Origin of the sequence: Acidisoma sp. L85, from assembly GCF_009765865.1 — a bacterium.
Classification (GTDB): Bacteria; Pseudomonadota; Alphaproteobacteria; order Acetobacterales; family Acetobacteraceae; genus Acidisoma.
Window position 1 is genome coordinate 65794 of sequence record NZ_LMUQ01000018.1, and the last position, 16822, is coordinate 82615.

15 protein-coding genes are annotated in these 16822 nt (G+C 62.2%); 6 read left to right on the forward strand and 9 right to left on the reverse strand.

The window, feature by feature from the left end; translation table 11 throughout:
* Nucleotides 1–21: 21 nt before the first annotated feature.
* Complete coding sequence (locus GSQ83_RS03230; RefSeq protein WP_158801428.1) at nucleotides 22–1740, reverse strand: ABC transporter substrate-binding protein; 1719 nt, start codon at nucleotides 1738–1740, stop codon at nucleotides 22–24.
* Between the two features lie 235 nt (nucleotides 1741–1975).
* On the opposite strand from GSQ83_RS03230, the gene GSQ83_RS03235 reads away from it, so the two are divergent.
* Nucleotides 1976–2713, forward strand: a complete 738-nt coding sequence (locus GSQ83_RS03235; RefSeq protein WP_158801430.1) for an IclR family transcriptional regulator — start codon at nucleotides 1976–1978, stop codon at nucleotides 2711–2713.
* A gap of 150 nt (nucleotides 2714–2863) precedes the next feature.
* On the opposite strand, the gene GSQ83_RS03240 is transcribed toward GSQ83_RS03235, so the two are convergent.
* From GSQ83_RS03240 to GSQ83_RS03255, 4 genes are all read right to left on the reverse strand, one after another.
* Nucleotides 2864–3829 carry a cyclase family protein gene (locus GSQ83_RS03240; protein ID WP_158801432.1) on the reverse strand — a complete coding sequence of 322 codons (966 nt, stop codon included), beginning with the start codon at nucleotides 3827–3829 and terminating at the stop codon, nucleotides 2864–2866.
* A complete protein-coding gene (locus GSQ83_RS03245) occupies nucleotides 3826–4740 on the reverse strand; it encodes an SMP-30/gluconolactonase/LRE family protein (RefSeq protein ID WP_158801434.1) in 915 nt (304 codons plus the stop codon). Before GSQ83_RS03245 ends, GSQ83_RS03240 begins: the two co-directional genes overlap by 4 nt.
* A 58-nt stretch (nucleotides 4741–4798) precedes the next feature.
* The gene (locus GSQ83_RS03250) at nucleotides 4799–6526 is read right to left on the reverse strand and encodes a thiamine pyrophosphate-binding protein (protein ID WP_158801436.1); all 1728 of its coding nucleotides are present in this window, start codon (nucleotides 6524–6526) and stop codon (nucleotides 4799–4801) included.
* A gap of 76 nt (nucleotides 6527–6602) precedes the next feature.
* A complete protein-coding gene (locus tag GSQ83_RS03255) occupies nucleotides 6603–7421 on the reverse strand; it encodes an IclR family transcriptional regulator (RefSeq protein ID WP_158801438.1) in 819 nt (272 codons plus the stop codon).
* 126 nt (nucleotides 7422–7547) lie between these two features.
* On the opposite strand from GSQ83_RS03255, the gene GSQ83_RS03260 reads away from it, so the two are divergent.
* Complete coding sequence (locus GSQ83_RS03260) at nucleotides 7548–8363, forward strand: hypothetical protein (protein WP_158801440.1); 816 nt, start codon at nucleotides 7548–7550, stop codon at nucleotides 8361–8363.
* Nucleotides 8364–8661: 298 nt separating this feature from the next.
* Here the strand turns inward: GSQ83_RS03260 and GSQ83_RS03265 are convergent, their stop codons facing one another.
* Entirely contained in the window at nucleotides 8662–9897 is a 1236-nt protein-coding gene (locus tag GSQ83_RS03265) for an IS256 family transposase (protein WP_158801442.1), read from the reverse strand.
* 579 nt (nucleotides 9898–10476) lie between these two features.
* Here GSQ83_RS03265 and GSQ83_RS29580 point away from each other — a divergent pair.
* Together GSQ83_RS29580 and GSQ83_RS03275 are read left to right on the forward strand one after the other, a co-directional pair.
* On the forward strand, nucleotides 10477–10698 hold the full coding sequence (locus GSQ83_RS29580) for a hypothetical protein (protein ID WP_174246614.1): 222 nt from the start codon (nucleotides 10477–10479) through the stop codon (nucleotides 10696–10698).
* Complete coding sequence (locus tag GSQ83_RS03275) at nucleotides 10616–10990, forward strand: LysR substrate-binding domain-containing protein (RefSeq protein WP_158801446.1); 375 nt, start codon at nucleotides 10616–10618, stop codon at nucleotides 10988–10990. Before GSQ83_RS29580 ends, GSQ83_RS03275 begins: the two co-directional genes overlap by 83 nt.
* Nucleotides 10991–11125: 135 nt before the next feature.
* Here GSQ83_RS03275 and GSQ83_RS03280 read toward each other — a convergent pair whose 3' ends face one another.
* Together GSQ83_RS03280 and GSQ83_RS03285 are read right to left on the reverse strand one after the other, a co-directional pair.
* Complete coding sequence (locus GSQ83_RS03280; protein ID WP_174246615.1) at nucleotides 11126–11686, reverse strand: cytochrome b; 561 nt, start codon at nucleotides 11684–11686, stop codon at nucleotides 11126–11128.
* A 301-nt stretch (nucleotides 11687–11987) separates the two neighbouring features.
* Complete coding sequence (locus GSQ83_RS03285; protein ID WP_254065471.1) at nucleotides 11988–13316, reverse strand: amidase; 1329 nt, start codon at nucleotides 13314–13316, stop codon at nucleotides 11988–11990.
* A gap of 171 nt (nucleotides 13317–13487) precedes the next feature.
* On the opposite strand from GSQ83_RS03285, the gene GSQ83_RS03290 reads away from it, so the two are divergent.
* Both GSQ83_RS03290 and GSQ83_RS03295 read left to right on the forward strand, forming a co-directional pair.
* Entirely contained in the window at nucleotides 13488–14054 is a 567-nt protein-coding gene (locus tag GSQ83_RS03290) for a TetR/AcrR family transcriptional regulator (RefSeq protein ID WP_254065472.1), read from the forward strand.
* 136 nt (nucleotides 14055–14190) lie between these two features.
* A complete protein-coding gene (locus GSQ83_RS03295) occupies nucleotides 14191–15456 on the forward strand; it encodes a serine protease (RefSeq protein ID WP_158801450.1) in 1266 nt (421 codons plus the stop codon).
* A 143-nt stretch (nucleotides 15457–15599) separates the two neighbouring features.
* Here GSQ83_RS03295 and GSQ83_RS03300 read toward each other — a convergent pair whose 3' ends face one another.
* The gene (locus GSQ83_RS03300; protein ID WP_158801452.1) at nucleotides 15600–16793 is read right to left on the reverse strand and encodes an ROK family transcriptional regulator; all 1194 of its coding nucleotides are present in this window, start codon (nucleotides 16791–16793) and stop codon (nucleotides 15600–15602) included.
* Nucleotides 16794–16822: the final 29 nt, after the last annotated feature.

A 16822-nucleotide genomic window follows, 5' to 3' on the forward strand; every position in this document is an offset into this window, starting at 1 on the left:
TGCCCAGCGGTCCTGACGTCGCTAGCTCTGCACCCAGACTTTCTTGAAGTCCCACCACCAGTCGGAGGAATGCACGAAGTTCCGAACCTTCGGCGAAATCACGACCGGCGCTAGATCATTGACGATTGGCAGCAGCCACATCTCCTGTGCGTTCAGCGCATCGACGGCACGATATTTCGCGATGGCTGTCTCATCGTCGAGCGAGGAATTGGCTTGGTCGAGCAGAACATCGAAACGCGTATCGGGCTGATGGCCGACATTCAGCGCCGAAGTCGTGCGCAGCGGCAGATTCGGCCAGTATATCGAGGTCATGCCCCAGGACTGCTGGTTCATGCCGATGCCGGCCGTCATGCCGCCTGCCCAGGCGTGCAGATAGCTGATCCATTCCATCGTCTGCAGCTTGATCTTGATGCCGACTTGCGCCGCATCTCTGGCGATCCATTCCGCCATCCCGACCGGATCCATCTCTCCTGATCCACCCGTCGGAATCTGAAAGGTAGTCTCGAAGCCTTTCTCCAAGCCGGCATCCGCAAGAAGTTGCTTCGCCGCTTTTATATTATGCTCGGGATAGCCCGCCTGATCGGTCCAGGACGGGCAGGTTCTGCCGTTGATGCTAACGGCGGGCAGTGCCGTGCCGCGCATCAGCCGCTTTGCCATAGCGTTGCGGTTGATGGACATGAAGAAGGCCTGCCGCACGCGGCGATCCTTCCAATAGGGCTCATGCGCATTGAGTTGCATATACCACAGATGCGGGTTGGCTCGGGCCGTCACGATAAAGCCCTCGCGCTGGAGCGACGCGATTTCCTCGGTTGGCGGCGCGAAGATCACATGCGCATCACCGCCGCGAAGCGCCGCGACGCGCGTCGATGGGTCGGTTAGCGCCTTGAAGATGATCCTGTCGGCTTTCGCTGCGCCTGCCGGATTCCAGTATTTTGGGTTCTTGACTATGTTGAGCTGATCGCCCGGAGATTGACTCTCGAACAGGAACGGTCCGGTGCCGATAGGATGCGCCGCGATCGCCGCCGTCCCGCCTGTCTTCCAAACCGCCGGACTGCTCATACCCATCGTGCCGAGGCCAGACTCCGGCATGCCGCTCACGAAGGGTGCGAAAGGCTTGGCGAGCTCGAACACAACGGTACCCGGATTAGGTGAGGTCATGCTGACCATCTGGGCCGGATTCCAGAACCACGACCGCACGGCCGCCGCCGTGGTGTCGAATTGCGGAGCGTTCTTGCGCCCGAGCTTGCTCTGATCCCACTGCCGCTCGACATTCCACATCACCGCCGCGGCGTCGAAAGGCGTGCCGTCGCTGAAGGTCACGCCATCCTGGAGATGAAATGTGTAGGTCTTGCCGTCGGACGAGCGATCAATCGATTTCGTGATGCCGGGCACGATCGGATCGGAAAGCCCGGACGGATTGTCCATCTCGCGGGCCACAAGCGATTCGTAGATTTGATAGAGGCAGGTGCGCCATGTCACCGCTCCGGTGCCAAGACATGGATCGAGCACATCCCAATTCGATTCCTGACCCACCACCAGCGTGCCACCCGAACCATCCTGCATGGGACCAGTTATCGGAAAGACCGCATCCGAGGCCGCTGCCTCGGCCGGTGCGCTTCTCAGCAGGGCGGAGATCGCCGTGACCGAAAGCCCGAGTGCCGCGGCGTGCGCCGCGAAATCTCGGCGGGAAAGTTTGCCGTGAACCAGATCGGTCAATGCGCCGTCGACGCTGCGGGTCATTTCAAGCCTCCCAGTTCACACGGTAGTCGCGCCAGCCTGGACTCTCACTGTATGAGCGTGACTTTCGCTCCATGATCATGATAGGCAAGATGCGCGGAGGCTCGCAAGCATCTCGTCGAATTCTGCGCGATTCTTGGGAACTGATTTCTGAGCTTGGCGAGACGACTGCCCCGGTGACGCGAATATTGCGCCAGTCCGAAGCACGTAAAAGTAGAAGCGGAGTTTGCTGTAGACGATGCGTACACTGGATCGGATCACCGCAATCCTCGACATTGTCGCCGCCAGCCCTGGCACGGGGCCGGCCGTCGTTGCACGGCAAATCAACCTGCCGTTGCCAACGGTCAGCCGGCTGATGCGCAGCCTCGCGCAGCGCCGCTATCTACAACCCGAGGGCCAGGCCAATGGTTATGGGCTCGGCAGCCGGCTTCTTGAACTCAGCTACGCGGCCCGGCCGACTCACCTTCTGCAGCTTCTGGTGCCCGAGATGGAGAAGCTGCGCGATGCCGTCGAGGAAACGGTGTCGCTGCATGTCCGCGCCGGAGATCAGCGCATCTGCATCTGCGAAGTGCAAAGCGGCAAGTCGATCCGCCGCGTCGTTCCCGTAGGCTTCGTGGTGCCACTGCATTTCGGAGCGACGGGGCTCGTATTGCTCGCCTTTACCGCGCCTGCGTTCCAGAGCGCGTATATCAACGGGCTCGCCTTGAGCGACGACGCGGAACGCGAACTCCGTGCCGAGCTCGCATTGGTTCGGAAGCAGGGCTGGGCGATGGCGGAAGGCTCGTGGAACAGCGGAATCGCAGGCGTGGCGGCGCCGATCCAGCATCATGAGTCCGTCGTCGCGTCGCTGGCTGTTTCCGGGCCTATCTTTCGCTGGAACCGCGCGGCGATGATGGAGCATGTCGAGCACATCGCCGCCGCGGCGCGACGCGCTTCCGCCGGCCTATCCGGCGTGCCGCTGGCCCACGCTGGTTAGAGCTGCATGTTTGAACCATGCTCATTTCCACCACGTCATGCTCGGCGAAGGCCGAGCATCCACGCCTTTGCGTGACGAAGGCAGGCGTGGGTGGCACGCCCTCGCGTGCCATGACGAATCTTTAGATCGCTAGACCCACACCCACAAGCGTCACACCATCGCCATGGCATTGGCCGGCGAGCCCACGCCGCCACGCAAGTTGAGCGGCGAGGACACGAAGAAGCAGGTTTGCACGCCGCTCCGCGCGCATTCCTCCGCAAGGCTGTCGAGGTCGAACAGCTCGCCCAAGACCAGTCCGAGACGAGCGATGGCAAGATGCAGACTCGGTTTACCCTCATGAATGGGCCAAGTCTCGACCGTGACACAGTCGGACGCGACGGCCGCCACTCCGCTATCCCACAGAAATTCCCACATCGCGCTGTCGGCGGCGAGACCCGAATAGGTCCGATTGCGGAACAGGGCGTCACGCTCCGCTCCATCCTGCGCCGCGCGGAAAGCCTCAACCCATCCCGTGCGAACCAGTAGCACATCGCCACGCCCCAGGACCGTACCGGTCTGCTCCAATGCCGCCACGAGGTCGGCCGCCGAAGCGGTTAGGCTGCCCATTGAGGACCAGGCACGACCGATGCGAGCGAAATAACGAGGAAGATCGACCATCACCCCGCGCGTTGCGATCCCGAACCGCACATAATGCTCGATCCCGAGCTTCGTGCCCTCGCGCTGCGTAATCTCCTCCGGTCGCACGCCGTTGTAAAAGCCGTGGATCGGATCGCCGATGTGGCAGAGTCCATCCCATTGCGTCGATCCCTGCGGATATAGTCCATCGACCCGGTCGTCCCGGACGGTGAGCCCCGCAAGGCTGGCGCAGATCAGGGTTTGCGCCGGTGCGGTGCGGTGCCGATGCGCAAGCGGCCCAACCTCGCCGAGCGGGACATGCAGCGGCAGGTTAAGATTGAAGCGCAGGCCGCGCCGTACGAGCGCCGCTGCCGCTGCCGTGGTCTCGGCGTCGATGTTGTTGAGTGTGCCGAGCTGATCCTCGGCGCCCCACACGCCCCAGGCGAGAGGCAAGCCGGTCGCATCCGGCCGGGGCAGATCCGCGAATGCTGGAACGCTCATCGATGCGAGAACATCGGCTTTCCCTCTACAGGAAGTTTGGCGCGCAAGATGGTTCCCGTCTCGGATTCGGTGACGAACAGACTGCGGCCGTCCGCGCCGCCATAGGCGAGATTGGTCGTGAGCCGTCCGGTGCAGGATCTGATACGCCAGAGCGGTTCTCCAAAGGGATCGAAGATCCAGACGGAACCGAGGCCGGCATGCGCAACCGCGAGATTTCCGGCTGCATCCACCGCCAGCCCATCCGGGCCGCCAAGCCCGCCGGAAAGCTGGATGAAGAGGCCCACCTTGGTCGTCGTGCCATCCGGCAGAAGCGGAATCCGCCAGATGCAATTCCCGCGAGTCACCGCGACCAGCAGCGCGGTCCCAGCCGCATCTGTCACCAAACCATTGGGGCTCGGCACAGTGTCGATCAGCTTGTCGAGCCGCCCGTCCGCGGTCAGCCGATAGACCCTCCCCGTGGCATCCTGCAGACCCGTCTGGCCCTGATCGGTGAAATACAAATCGCCATTGGCGGCGAAGAACAGGTCGTTGATGCCCTTGAAGTGTTCCGACCACCGGCCGTGGAGAATCGGCGTCACGCTGCCCTTCTCGGCATCGAGCAACATGAGCCCGTTCCGGTAATCCGCGACAAAGATGCGCCCGTCGCGGTGAATCTTCAGCCCGTTCGGCTCGCCGTCGTATTCGGCGACCAGATCGAACCTTCCATCCGGCGATACGCGGAAGATCCGCCCATGGGCGATATCGACAACATAAAGATTGCCGTCCCGATCGAAGGACGGGCCTTCCAGGAAAGAGTGCACGGCGGCACCGCCGCGATTCGCCTCCGTCCATCGGCTGGATCTCGGCTGCCTGTAGATCGCGGGCAGTTCCGCGAAGACCTCAGTTTCCAGGGAGGGAGGCGCCGCGAACATCGGTCAGATCTCCCCAAGCGCCGGTGCGACGCAGCGCCGTTTCCGCGGATCCGCGCCCTCAGGCGACACGGTCACCAGGGCGAATCTGCATCGCACGGCTATCCGCCGCAGGCAGCATTTGCGCCGGATCGCGCGTCACAACGACGTCGATCACCGTAGGACCATCGCCACGCAATGACTGTGCCAAAGCCCCGGCCAGCTCCCCCGGCTGCGTCACTCGCAGCCCGCGGCAGCCGAAGGCACGCGCGACTTCCGCGTAGTTGGTCTCCGCGAGGTCGGAGGCATGGTAGGAGCCGGCGCCGTACATCAGGTGCTGCAACGCCTTCACGTAGCCGGAGGCCGCGTTGTTGACGATGATGATCGTGATCGGCAAGCCCAGCCGCCGGACTGTCTCCAGCTCCCCCGCCATCATGTTGAACCCGCCATCGCCGGTGAGAGCGACGACAGGTCTGCCGGGCGCCCCCAGCGCGGCACCGATCGCGCCGGGCAGGCCGTAGCCGATGGAAGCAAAGCCACGATCCGGAACGAAACCCCGGCCGGGCTGCTTGGTGTCAAACAGCAACCCGCCCCAATGCGCCGCGAAGCCACCATCGGCGACCAGGATGCCGTCGCCCGGCAGCGCCCGGTTGAGCTCGCCCATCAGTCGGCCCATGCCGATCGGAATCTCTTCAGATTCGTAGCGCGGCGCCGCGAGCCGCCGCCAATCCTCCATCCGTTTCGCAATCTCGGCGGCGTAGCTCCTCTGGCGCTCCCGAACGCGAGGTGCGTCTGCCTTCAGGGACTCCCGCAAATCCCGCAGGGTCTCCCGTGCATCGCCCCAAAGCGCCATTTCCGGCGAAAGGGTGCGGCCGATCTCCTCGGCAACGATGTCGATATGGATCACGCGCGCCGTCGCCGGCGGCAGCACGTAGCGCTTGGTGGCGATCTCGCCGAGCTTGCAGCCGACCACGAGCAGAAGATCGGCCTCGGCGATCAGACCATTCGCGATCCGGTCGTAGCGGCCGAACAGCCCGGCACTCAGCGGATCCGTGCAGGCGATCGCGCCTTTGCCCGTCAGGGTATGGGCGACCGGCAGGTTCAGCAGCTCCGCAAAGCGAGAAACCTCCGCCGCCGCACCGCTGAGATGCACGCCGCCCCCGGCCAGCAGCAACGGACGCTTCGCCTCGGCGAGACGGCGCGCCGCCTTTGCCAAGGTCGTTGCATCCGGCCGCATTCGCAGCGCGGGCGCCGCCTGATAAATCGGATCCGCCACGAAGGCCTCGGGCTCGTAGCCGCAACGCGCGTGGCAGATGTCTTCCGGGATCGAGACGACGACCGGGCCCGGCCGGCCGCTGGTCGCAATGGCGAAGGCCCGGCGCACGAGTTCCGGGATCCGCTGCATCGACTCGACGCGCAGCACCTCCTTCGCCGCGGGGCGCAGGATGTCGAGCTGCCGGGCCTCCTGCGTCATGTTCTTGCCGGCGTGGTCGCGATGGGCATCACCGATGATCGCAACCATCGGGGAGCCCGCATTCAGCGCCTCGACCAGGCCGGTGACGAGATTCGTGGCACCCGGGCCAAGGGTCGCGTCCACCAGGCCGACACGGCCGGAGACCTTCGCGTAGGCATCGGCGATGAATGCCGCCGCCCGCTCGTCGTTGATCAGGTAGTGGTCGAGCCCGAGCCGCCGCGCCGCGTCGTAGAAGGGCAGAAGCTGGAAGCCGCCCATGCCGAACATCGGGCCGCCGCCATGCGCTATGATCGAGCGAGCGATCGCCTCGCCGCCTGTCATTTCATTGTCGGTCATCTCTGGACGCACCGCAGGTCTCCGGTGCCAGGGTTGGGGCCGCCATTATTCAAAACCCGTCTCCCGACCTGCGATTCTAGCGGTGCCGTGCTGGCAGCAGCTGCCGCAGGCCGGCGGAGCCGAGACCTTGGGTCAGGCGCCCGAGTTCCTCGGACAGGGCCCGCGCCTCCGTCCGCAGCAGGGCCGCGATATTCTCGCGCCGCTCCGGTAGCATCCGGCTGTCGATCGCGGCGACGCTGAGCGCCACCACCGGCTCACCGTGATCGCCGGTCACCGCGACGCCGACCGCGCTCATGCCCGCCAGGATCCGCCCGTTGTTGAAGGCGTAGCCCTGCCGGCGGGTTTGGGCCACGAGCTCGTGCAGCGTCGTCGCGTCGAAGCCGGCATAGGCTTCGAGCCGAGCGTGATTAGCGGAAACAGTGGTCTCGATCTCCGCATCGGTCAGGCAGGCCAGCAGAGCGAGACTACCGGCACCGACCCCAAGCGGCCGGCGGTCACCGACTGAAAGAGTGAGCGTGCGGATGGGAAAGCTTCCCTCCCGGCGATCGATGCAGAGCGATTCCGCATTGCTGCGCACCGAGAGGAAGACGGTGTCCGAGGTCCGCTCGGCCAGGCGGTCAAGGATTGGCTGGATAAGATCGACGAGACCCCGGCGGCTCGCCGCCTTGGTTCCGAAGGCGAAGAGATCCCAGCCGAGATGAAACAGTCCCGTGGCTTCTTGCTCGATCACCCCCGCCGTCACCATCGCGGCCAATAGCCGATGGGTCGTGGAGCGGGAGAGGCCGGTCGCTGCGGCGATATCAGAAGAACGGCTGCCGCTCGGGTCGCCTGCGGCGACCGCCCGCAAGATCGCGGTGGCGCGCTCGATGCTCTGGTTCCGGGCCGGATCGTCCACTGAGTGGAATTCCATTTCCAACAGGTGCGACAAGACCTACCATCCCGGCCGCTGGCTGCCAAATCCTTTCGCAACTTTGATCAAGCGGGCCGCGCCGCCGCCGCCGCCGCGCAGGAGTAAGCGCCATTGGTCGATAACGAGCCCCGCATCCTCACGCTTCATAGCGTGACGTCGCTTGGCCCGGGGGCGGCGGGAAGCGTGGTCGTCGCAGGATCACATGGCGGTGTTTATGCTGCGGCTGTGGCGGCCGAATTCGGCTTGCGCGGGATTATCCTGAACGATGCTGGCATCGGCCTCGATGAAGCCGGCATCGCGGGCCTCGCCTTGCTCGACACGCATGGCCTGGCAGCAGCCGCAGTCAGCCATAGTTCCGCGCGGATCGGCGACGCCACCGATATGCGGGCGCGCGGCATCGTCAGCACCGTGAACCAGACCGCCGCCCGTCTCGGCTGCCGCCCCGGCCGCTCGGCGGAATGGACAGCGGAGCAGATGCTACGGGCCAAGCCGGCGCCCCCTGCCCGGCTCGACCTGTCCGAGGCACGAAGCCTGCTACTGCCCGGCGTGACCCCCGTCTGGGGGCTCGATTCGAATTCTCTTGTTGCGGCTTCGGACATCGGAAGCATCGTGGTGACCGGCTCGCACGGCGGACTACTCGGCGGAATGCCAGCAACCGCCATCAAGTTTCCTGTCCGAGCGGCGGTCTACAACGATGCCGGAGGCGGAATCGATCGGGCCGGCCTAGGCCGCCTGCCCGCCCTCTCGGCGCTTGGAATAGCCGCAGCCACCGTCTCCGCGGCAACGGCTCGCATCGGCGAGGCTCGCTCGACCTGGGAGACCGGGATCATCTCCGTGGTCAACGACACGGCACTGGCGGCAGGTGCGCGAATCGGCGAGGGCGTGCCTAGTTTCGTCTCGCGGCTCATGCAAAGCCATTCAAGCTGAGTGACGATCTATCTTTCGAATAGAAATAACGTCACCATTGGCAAGCGGATATCCAGCTGGGGGATGTTCAGGATCGATATTTATTTTATGCTTTGGCTGAAATGATTTGATTTCCCCAGGGGTCCTCAAACGAAGCTTTCTGACTTGTCTCCAGCGCAATCGAATGCAAGCCCGACATATTTGGATTACGCTGGACGGCACCTGCACTCTCCCATGTGTAGAAGGCGAAGTGGGTGGCGTAGCGATGTGTGTGGAAATAGCCTGATGGGCGTCTCCGGCCTGGGGATGTTTGTTCGGGTTAGGCCGCGAGGTCAATCGTCTGCGGCTCGGCTATCTTTTCGCCCAAGCTCTGCCAGCCATTCACCTTACGCATTGTGATCTGGCCGGACGCCAACAAAGCCCAGAACAGCATGCAAGCGGTTTCTGCCGATGGCAGAACGGTCTGCGTTTTGATGCGGCGCTTGAACTCCTCATGCAGGCGTTCGATCGCGTTGGTCGTCCGGGCTGACTTCCACTGGGAAGAGGGCAGACGGAGAAAGGCAAACAGGCGCTCGCCGGCTTCCTCCAAACTTGTGGCCACGGCAGGACAGCGCAGACGCCATTTCCGCAGGAAAGCACGCCGCCGGGTCTGCACCTCCTTGGCGGTGTCGGCGTAGATCATGTCGGTGTAATCGGCCGTGACTTCATCGTGCAGGGCGTCTGGTGCGTGCGCCAGCAGATTACGATGCTTGTGAACCGTGCAGCGCTGGGCAGGCACCTCCGGCCATAGCGCCGCCAGCGCGCGTTCCAAGCCGGTGGCACCGTCGGTGATCAGGAACGCCGGTGTGGGCAGGCCGCGCGCGACCAGGTCATCCAGGATGGCACGCCAGGCCGCCTCGCTCTCGCCACCCATGTTCTTCACCGCCAAAAGCACCTTCTGCCCGTCCCGACGTACACCCAGCACCACCAGCAACGAGATGTTGGTGGCCTTGCGGTCCAGCCGCACGCGCACGACCGTGCCGTCCAGGATGAGCCGCACGATGTCTTCCGCGGCCAGGTCACGCTTGGCCCAAGCCTCCCAATCCGTGCGGACCTTGCGCCAGGTGCGGCTGACCACGTCCTTACCAACGGCGCCGTCGAACAAGGCGCTCAGTGCGCGTTTCACCCGGCGGGTGTTGGTGCCGGCAAGATAGGTGCCTGCGATCAGCGCCTCCACCTGCCGGGTCATCCGCGCATACCGAGGTAGCGATGGGCTGCTCCACTCCCGGGTGCCCCCGGCGGCTTGCGCCATCCGTGCGCGTGGCACGCTGATCTCCACCGGCCCGAAGCTGCCGAGCAACTGACGCTCTCGCGTTCCGTTCCGATAGCCTTTGGGCTCGCCGAGCGCCCGCTGGTGGCGGCCACGACCCAGGGCCGCCGTCAACTCCTGTTCCAGCAACTCCTGGATAAACCCACGAACGCGGTCGCGGATGCCGAACTCGATCGGATCGAACCAGGCCTTCCTGGCAAATAGCCCAGTGTCAATCGCGTCCGTCGGCGTGCTATTCTCTTCCATGGCGTGGTCTCCGCCGGCGTGCCAACGCCGGTTGTGGTTGGTTGAACAAACCGGAGACTACGTCACCTCACGATTCCACCACTTCCGCGACGCCACCGGCGAAGTGATGATGATAGCCGTCCCACAACATGAAACTTGCCTGCGGACCACTTCTCGTGACCGCTAGATTCAGTGTCTCCGCATAGTAACGAGCCGCAGCTTGCACGGCGCCGGCCCGGAGGTGGACATGGCCAATGCCAATCCGCGCTGGTGCCTTCCAAGCTCCCCACGCATCCGTTGTGGCGCTCCGGATTAGTCCGACGGCCCTGCGGTTTTGCAGTCATCCGGCACGGCATTCGGACAGTGCGGCAACGTCAGAAAGGTCTGGTCATAACGGCCAAGCAGAACCATTGTGGCTTCGCGTTCTACCAATTCCAATCCGATGATGTCTTGGTAGAACCGGCCGACCCGCTCGAGCTGTCTCACGCGTAGCGTGACCCCAGAGATTCGGCTCCTCAAGTTTTCGTCAGCGTCGATTTCGCTTCTTGGATACTCATGTCCCTAGATCCTAACAGCGGGATCGACAGACGGTTGCGCCGATTGCAGCCGCTGGCGCCGCTGGCCATAACCCTGGATCTGCGGGATGACGTCAGTCGTCAGCAACTCGACGACCTCCGCGACCTTACTGAAGACAAGGCCACCTATGTCGGTCTGTGCCATGAAACGCTGATGCCCGAAGATGTGCGCCGCGCCGAGTTATCTTGCGGCGCACAGAGCGCCCAAGAATGCGGCCGATCTCGCGGCGCACGCCTGCCTGCATAACACCTTGTCGAGTACGACCAGCGCGGACCGCTGGCATTTCGGCAAGGATGGCAAAACGACCGTGCCGGTTAGAGGGCCGTTGGGGGCGAATAACGGGGAAGCATTGCGCAACGCGGCCATTGCTGGGCTGGGCATGATTTACCAGCCCTTTTTTCTCATCGCCGAAGCTCTGAGGAATGGGGAAGTGGTCGAAGTAGCTTTGGACCTTCCACCGCCGCCCGACCTCGGAATTTATGTGATGTATCCACAGAGCGGCAGGGTCGCCCCGAAAGGCCGCGCGACGATGCAATAGCTGGTGGCACGGTTCAGGGGACAGGCTCCCTGGGACATCCGACCACAACCCACGGAATCAGCAAAAGCCAGAACCGACCAGTTGGCACCGCGGAAGCCGCGGGCAAAACCCAACAATGCGCGATGAGTTCCTGCCTTACGATTTCTGTTTAGGCAGCATGCGCTCCAAGGTACCGTCTTTCTTCACGGCAACATGCCACACCGTGGCGCTGACATGGAGGATGACCAACGCGTAGACCAGCCATTGACCTACAACGACATGGAGCTGGAACCCAAAGTCCGACAGTTCCTGCGTCTTTGGCAAGCCCGGTAAATTAAATAGCCAGTAGAAGCCGACTGGAAAACCACCCGTGGCATTCATTAAGTACCCACTGACGGGCATCCCTATCAGAATCACGTAGAGCAACGAATGTGACGCACGAGCCGCAAGCCTGTCCCAGCGAGCGAAGCCCTGAGGCAAAGGCGGTGCGGGATGGCGAGACCGCCAAATCAAACGGACGACGATGATCATCAGAATTGTGATTCCGATTGACTCGTGCAGGGTGAACAACTGGCCTGCGATATGGGCTGTTGAAGGCATATTGACCATCACCCATGCTAAGGGAACCGTAAGAAACACCAGCAATGCGGTGATCCAATGCAGGGCCTGAGCAACCGGCGTAAAGCGGGCAAATGCAATTTGGGATGGATCGGTCATGACTCTCCAGCTTTCGGCGATTCCGTTGCATATTGGTGATGTCGAGAAGCCTTTCAGATCGTATTTAGCAACAAGCGCCGGCCAGCGGACGGAACAGCAGAGCCACCGGATTCGAATAGTGGACCTTCGCTTTCAACCGGCAGCCTCAAAAACACAACTTTGCTCAAAAGCGCTTCTTGTAGCTGAGTGACCTTTACAAGGCAGCACTACCAAATATCGATGAGCGACCTGCGTATCGACGCTCACCCTTCGTGTTTCGATGCTCCTTCCAAAGGGGCGGTAGGACCCCGCCCCTGTGGCGTTAGAGGGCGGGGTGAAGGTTACGGACGGGGCTTATCTCCTCGAGGAGCGAGGCGACCCTAAGTACTGTCGATTCCGCCAACCAGGAAGAGACGATTTGCACGCCAATTGGAAGGCCGTCGTGGCTTGTTCCGAATCGCATCGACAGGGCCGGCATGCCGGTCAGGCTGAACGGTGATGTGGCACTCATCACGTGGAACGGGGAAACCGTTTCGCCAGCGATCGCGAGGTCTGCGAGGCCATGCTTGGTCGCCGGGAACGGGGTCACCGGGCAGAGCAGCGCATCATATCGCTGGAAATAGTCGGCGAAGCTGTCGCGGAGGCGCTCCACCGCCTGCTCGGCAGCGACAAAGTCGGCTATTGGGGTGTCAGGTGTGTCGAGGACCAATTTGGCATGCCTAAAGATCTGGGCCTCGTGGCCGGCGGTGACCTTCTCAAACTCGGGCCGGGCTTCCATCTGTTGGAGCTGCCAGAGGACGTTGTTGGCATCGGTCTGCTCGAGCACGGGTAACCGGACCTCTTCAACGTGGCAGCCGGCATTACCCAGCGCATAAGCCGCTGCCTTTACGGTCGCGACCACCTCTGGATCGGTCGGTCCGAAGAAACCCGGAGAGGCTAGCCAGCCCACACGAATCTGACGGGTCGGTTTCGTGCCCACCCCTGTATCGAAGCTCGGCGAGCTGATTGAGAAGCCGTCGGCGCCGTCGGGGCCCGCCATCAAAGAATAAGCGAGCGCCACATCGCGAATCGAACGTGCCATCGGACCGATGTGCCAGACGCGACGCGGCACCCGGGGCCAGTGGCCTGTCATCGGCATTCGACCATGAGTAGCTTTAAATCCGACGATACCGGTATGCGCTGCCGGGCCGCGCAATGAGATCGACAGATCACTGCCCACGCCGAGTGGCGACATGCCTGCTGCGATGGCAGCGGATTCACCACCGCTCGACCCGCCCGGGGTGTAATCGAGGTTCCACGGGTTGTTCGTTTGGCCAGTCAGCAAATTGTCCGTTTCGATCGAGTAAGAGAATTCCGGCGGGTTCGTCTTTGCGATGAGGATGGCGCCGGCGGCCTTCAGCCTAGCTACGACAGTGGCATCGGTACCGGGCACGCGTCCTTTAAAGATCGGCGAACCGCGCTGTGTCAGCACGCCCGCCGTGTCGATTCCATCCTTGACCGTGAACGGAACGCCATGGAGCGGACCCAATCGAGCGTCCGGCTTGACCGCTGCCTCGGCTTTTTTGGCAGCGTCCAGTGAGCCATCGGCCACCGTCACAATGGCATTCACCCTGGGATTGACCTCGGCAATGCGATCGAGATGCGCCTGCATGACCTCAACGGGCGAAAGCTCCCGTTTGGCGATGAGTTCGGCGATGTGACTAGCATCCATGTGGATTATATCGTTCACAGTTTTGGTTCTACCTGTCGATTGGTAGGCAGGTCATCTACCTTTACATTTCGACTGTCAACCCCTACCTACCAATTGGTAGGAATCGGATGGATGAAGATGAGCGAGAATGCGAGAGAGTCGATCCTTGAGGCGGCGAGACGGACGGCCCAGGCACATGGTTATGGTGGGCTGAACTTTCGCGAAATCGGGGCTGAGGTCGGCATCAAGGCCGCAAGCATTTACCACCACTTCCCCAGCAAGGCTGATTTAGGTGCAGCAGTGGCGAAACGCTACTGGCAGGACACGGCTGCAAATCTTGAAGCTCTTTCACGGGCGAACGGCGATCCGCGAGAGGCCTTCCAGGCCTATCCAGGACTTTTTCGCCGATCGCTCGAGGAGGATAATCGAATGTGCCTCTGCAGTTTTATGGCGGCCGAATATGATGATCTGCCGGACACCGTGAAGGCTGAGGTGCAGGCTTTCGCCGATGTTAACGTCGCGTGGCTTACCAGGATGCTCGCCGCTGCTTCCGTTCCCGCCAGCAAGCGTGAAACAAGGGCTCGCGCGATCTTCGCCGCCGTTGCGGGCGCGCAATTGATGGCGCGGAGCCGCGCAGACCTAAAACTTTTCGATGCGCTGATCGATAGCTTTCGCGAGTCCGGCTTGATCCCGCCCTGAAAGTTCCGCAGACCTTGGAGCGGGTCTGGTTCTCGGCTCATTAAAGGCCCGCGGCACGCCCCCGGGTTGGAACCCGTCTCAACTCGTGCCACATTGCTTTCGCGTTCCAATAGCGTGAACAACGCAGGGAAGTCCCATGTCCTTCAGTTCTTCTCAGTACCCTTATGATACTGTGGTCGAGATTACCGACACTATTGGCCAGGATGAATTTCAGGGATCGGGTGTCCTTATCGCACCGAACGCGGTTCTAACAGCGGCGCATGTTGTTTGGAGCACCAATGTCGGCTCCGCCTCGAATATCGAAGTAACGCCGGGCGCTAACGATGGCACCGCGCCTTTTGGCTCCAGTGCCGTGGTGGGAGGAACCTTCAATAAAGTCTATGACCCGTCGGACCTAATATCGGAACAGCAGTCGCAGCTGGACTTCGCCCTTTTAGTGCTTGCAACCCCGTTCACGAACATCGGTAAGATGACAATCGACCCGGATTACGCAGGGGGGATTGTCAATGTTACAGGCTATCCGGCATCCGCTGGCGGCGTATTGGTGAACAGTGTTCAGGCCGTGACGCAGGACCCACACTACGCGCTGCTCGTCGGCAGCTCTCTGGGAGAGGGTTCGAGTGGTGGGCCAGTCTGGGTTGAAGGCCCGGGTAACGTGCCGGAGGTCGTTGGCCTAGTCTCGTCCGGCGACGGGGCACAAGGCATTTTCGTGCAGCTGACTTCTGCCGACTTAACCGAGATCCAGGAATGGGAGGCGGCGGACGGAGTGGAGCTCCCTTCGACTCCTAGCCCGGAGCCCAGCATGCCGGCGACTCCTGCCGCAAGCACGCTCCCGGTATCATCTCCGATAGTTCTATTCACTCAGATGGACTCGACGCAGAATGAGGCAACGACGAATATTACGTCCGATTCCTATAGCGGCCCCCTGAGCTTCCTGTCTCATACCGATGCCTATTCCTATAACGGGTCCGATAGCGTGAAGATTGCCGCGGTGAATGCGGCCGACCCGCTTGTGGCCACCGGCTCCGGTAACGACCTCCTCATCGGTTCAAGCGTCGGAACGAGCGTGCTCGACGCCGGGAGCGGGTTGAACATCGATCAGGATGGTGGGAATGGTCACACAACCTTCGTTCAGAACGGATACGTGCCTGGAGCGACCTGGGACTTCTTGCAGAATTTCCATGGGGCTGATGAAGACATCATGTTCGGCTACATCCCGGGTCTATCGGCATTAGCGCTCACCGCGAGCGCCGGTTTGGGCGCGGTCACCGGCGCTACGGTTACCCTCTCCCCGGGCAACGGAAGTCGTGAAGAGGTGACCTTCGCCGGCACCTCCCTCTCGGCGCTTCATGGCGTTAGTGCCGACATTGGAGGCGTGCCCAGCTTGGTACTGTGGACGTGAATCAACGGTCCCGGCAGTGCGGATGCCTGGAGCCGTTGCCTGTCGGGGATGCGCGCGACGAGTGAGGTTCCGGGCGGCGGCTTCAGATCGTAGCCGGTATTTCTTCAATACTGAGGAGGACGCTGCGCCGACACGAACTGTGCTCAAACTTCGTACTCGGGCCGTGCTTGGACGCGCTGAAGATAGTCAGGATTAAGTGAGGCCGCGACGGCAAGTGCGGCCGCGCCGATAGCTGCCGCGTCCTGACCAAGAGCCGCGCGGCGCAGCCTAGTCTGCTGCGAGTGGCTGCTATTCACGGAGATTGGTAGAGGCAGTATTCGCGCCATGAACAGGTCAAGCAGCCACGACGGGAAGTCGCCGCCAAGATAAATTGCCTCTGGGTTGAACAGGTTCTCGATCAGGTTAATGCCGAGCCGTAGGGGCCCGATTGCTTCCGCGAGCCATTCCTCAACAAGCGTGTCTCCGGGCCCCACGCACCTTTCGAACTCTTCCATCGAACTTAAAATCACGCCGTTTCGCCTAAAATGATGCAGAGCCGAGTCGAGTGAAATATAGGTTTCCAAACAACCGTGCTTGCCGCAGATGCATTCGTGGCCCTCTGGCCTCACGACGACATGCGCGATTTCTCCCGCATTGCCATCTTCGCCGCCTACGAGCCTGCCGTTGACGACTAGGCCTGTACCTATTCCATTGCCGATAAAGACATACACGAAGTTCTCGTGGCCCTTTGCCACGCCGAAACGCCACTCAGCCATGGCGGCACCTGTTCCGTCATTGGCAAGCATCACCGGCATTCTCAGGTCTGCTTCCAGCGCTGCCCGGACTGCAACTCCGTCCCATCCCGGCAGGCGTGTCGGTGAGAGTCCTGCCACGCCGAAAGGGCCAGGCATCACGAGTCCCATTCCCATCAGACGCGATCGATCGATCTTGCCTTTTTTCAGCAGTCCCTTGATCTGGCGGGCGATGGTCCTGAGGGTCCGGAGCTGATCAGAAGTGTCAAGCGCCCAGACTTCCCGATGGCGGACGCCGCCGATGAGATCGGTCAGCACAACCGTGGCCCGGCCGTAATCGAGGTGGAGGCCAAGGGTGAAGGCGCCTTCCGGATTGAGGTCGAGCGGCGTCGATGGTTTGCCTACGCCGCCAGTTCGCAGCGCGCCCTCACGGATAAGTCCCAGCCCGTCCAGTTCGTCGACCAGGCTCGAAACGCTGGGCTTAGACAAGGTAGTTAGGCGCGCGATGTCAGAACGGGAAAGCGGACCGTGCAGCCGGATCGTCTCGAATACTACCCAGAGGTTGACTAGTTTCCCGTGGCTTACATTGGTCGCACGCAGGGACATCAGCGGGTCCTAAAATTTGTAAGTCGCTT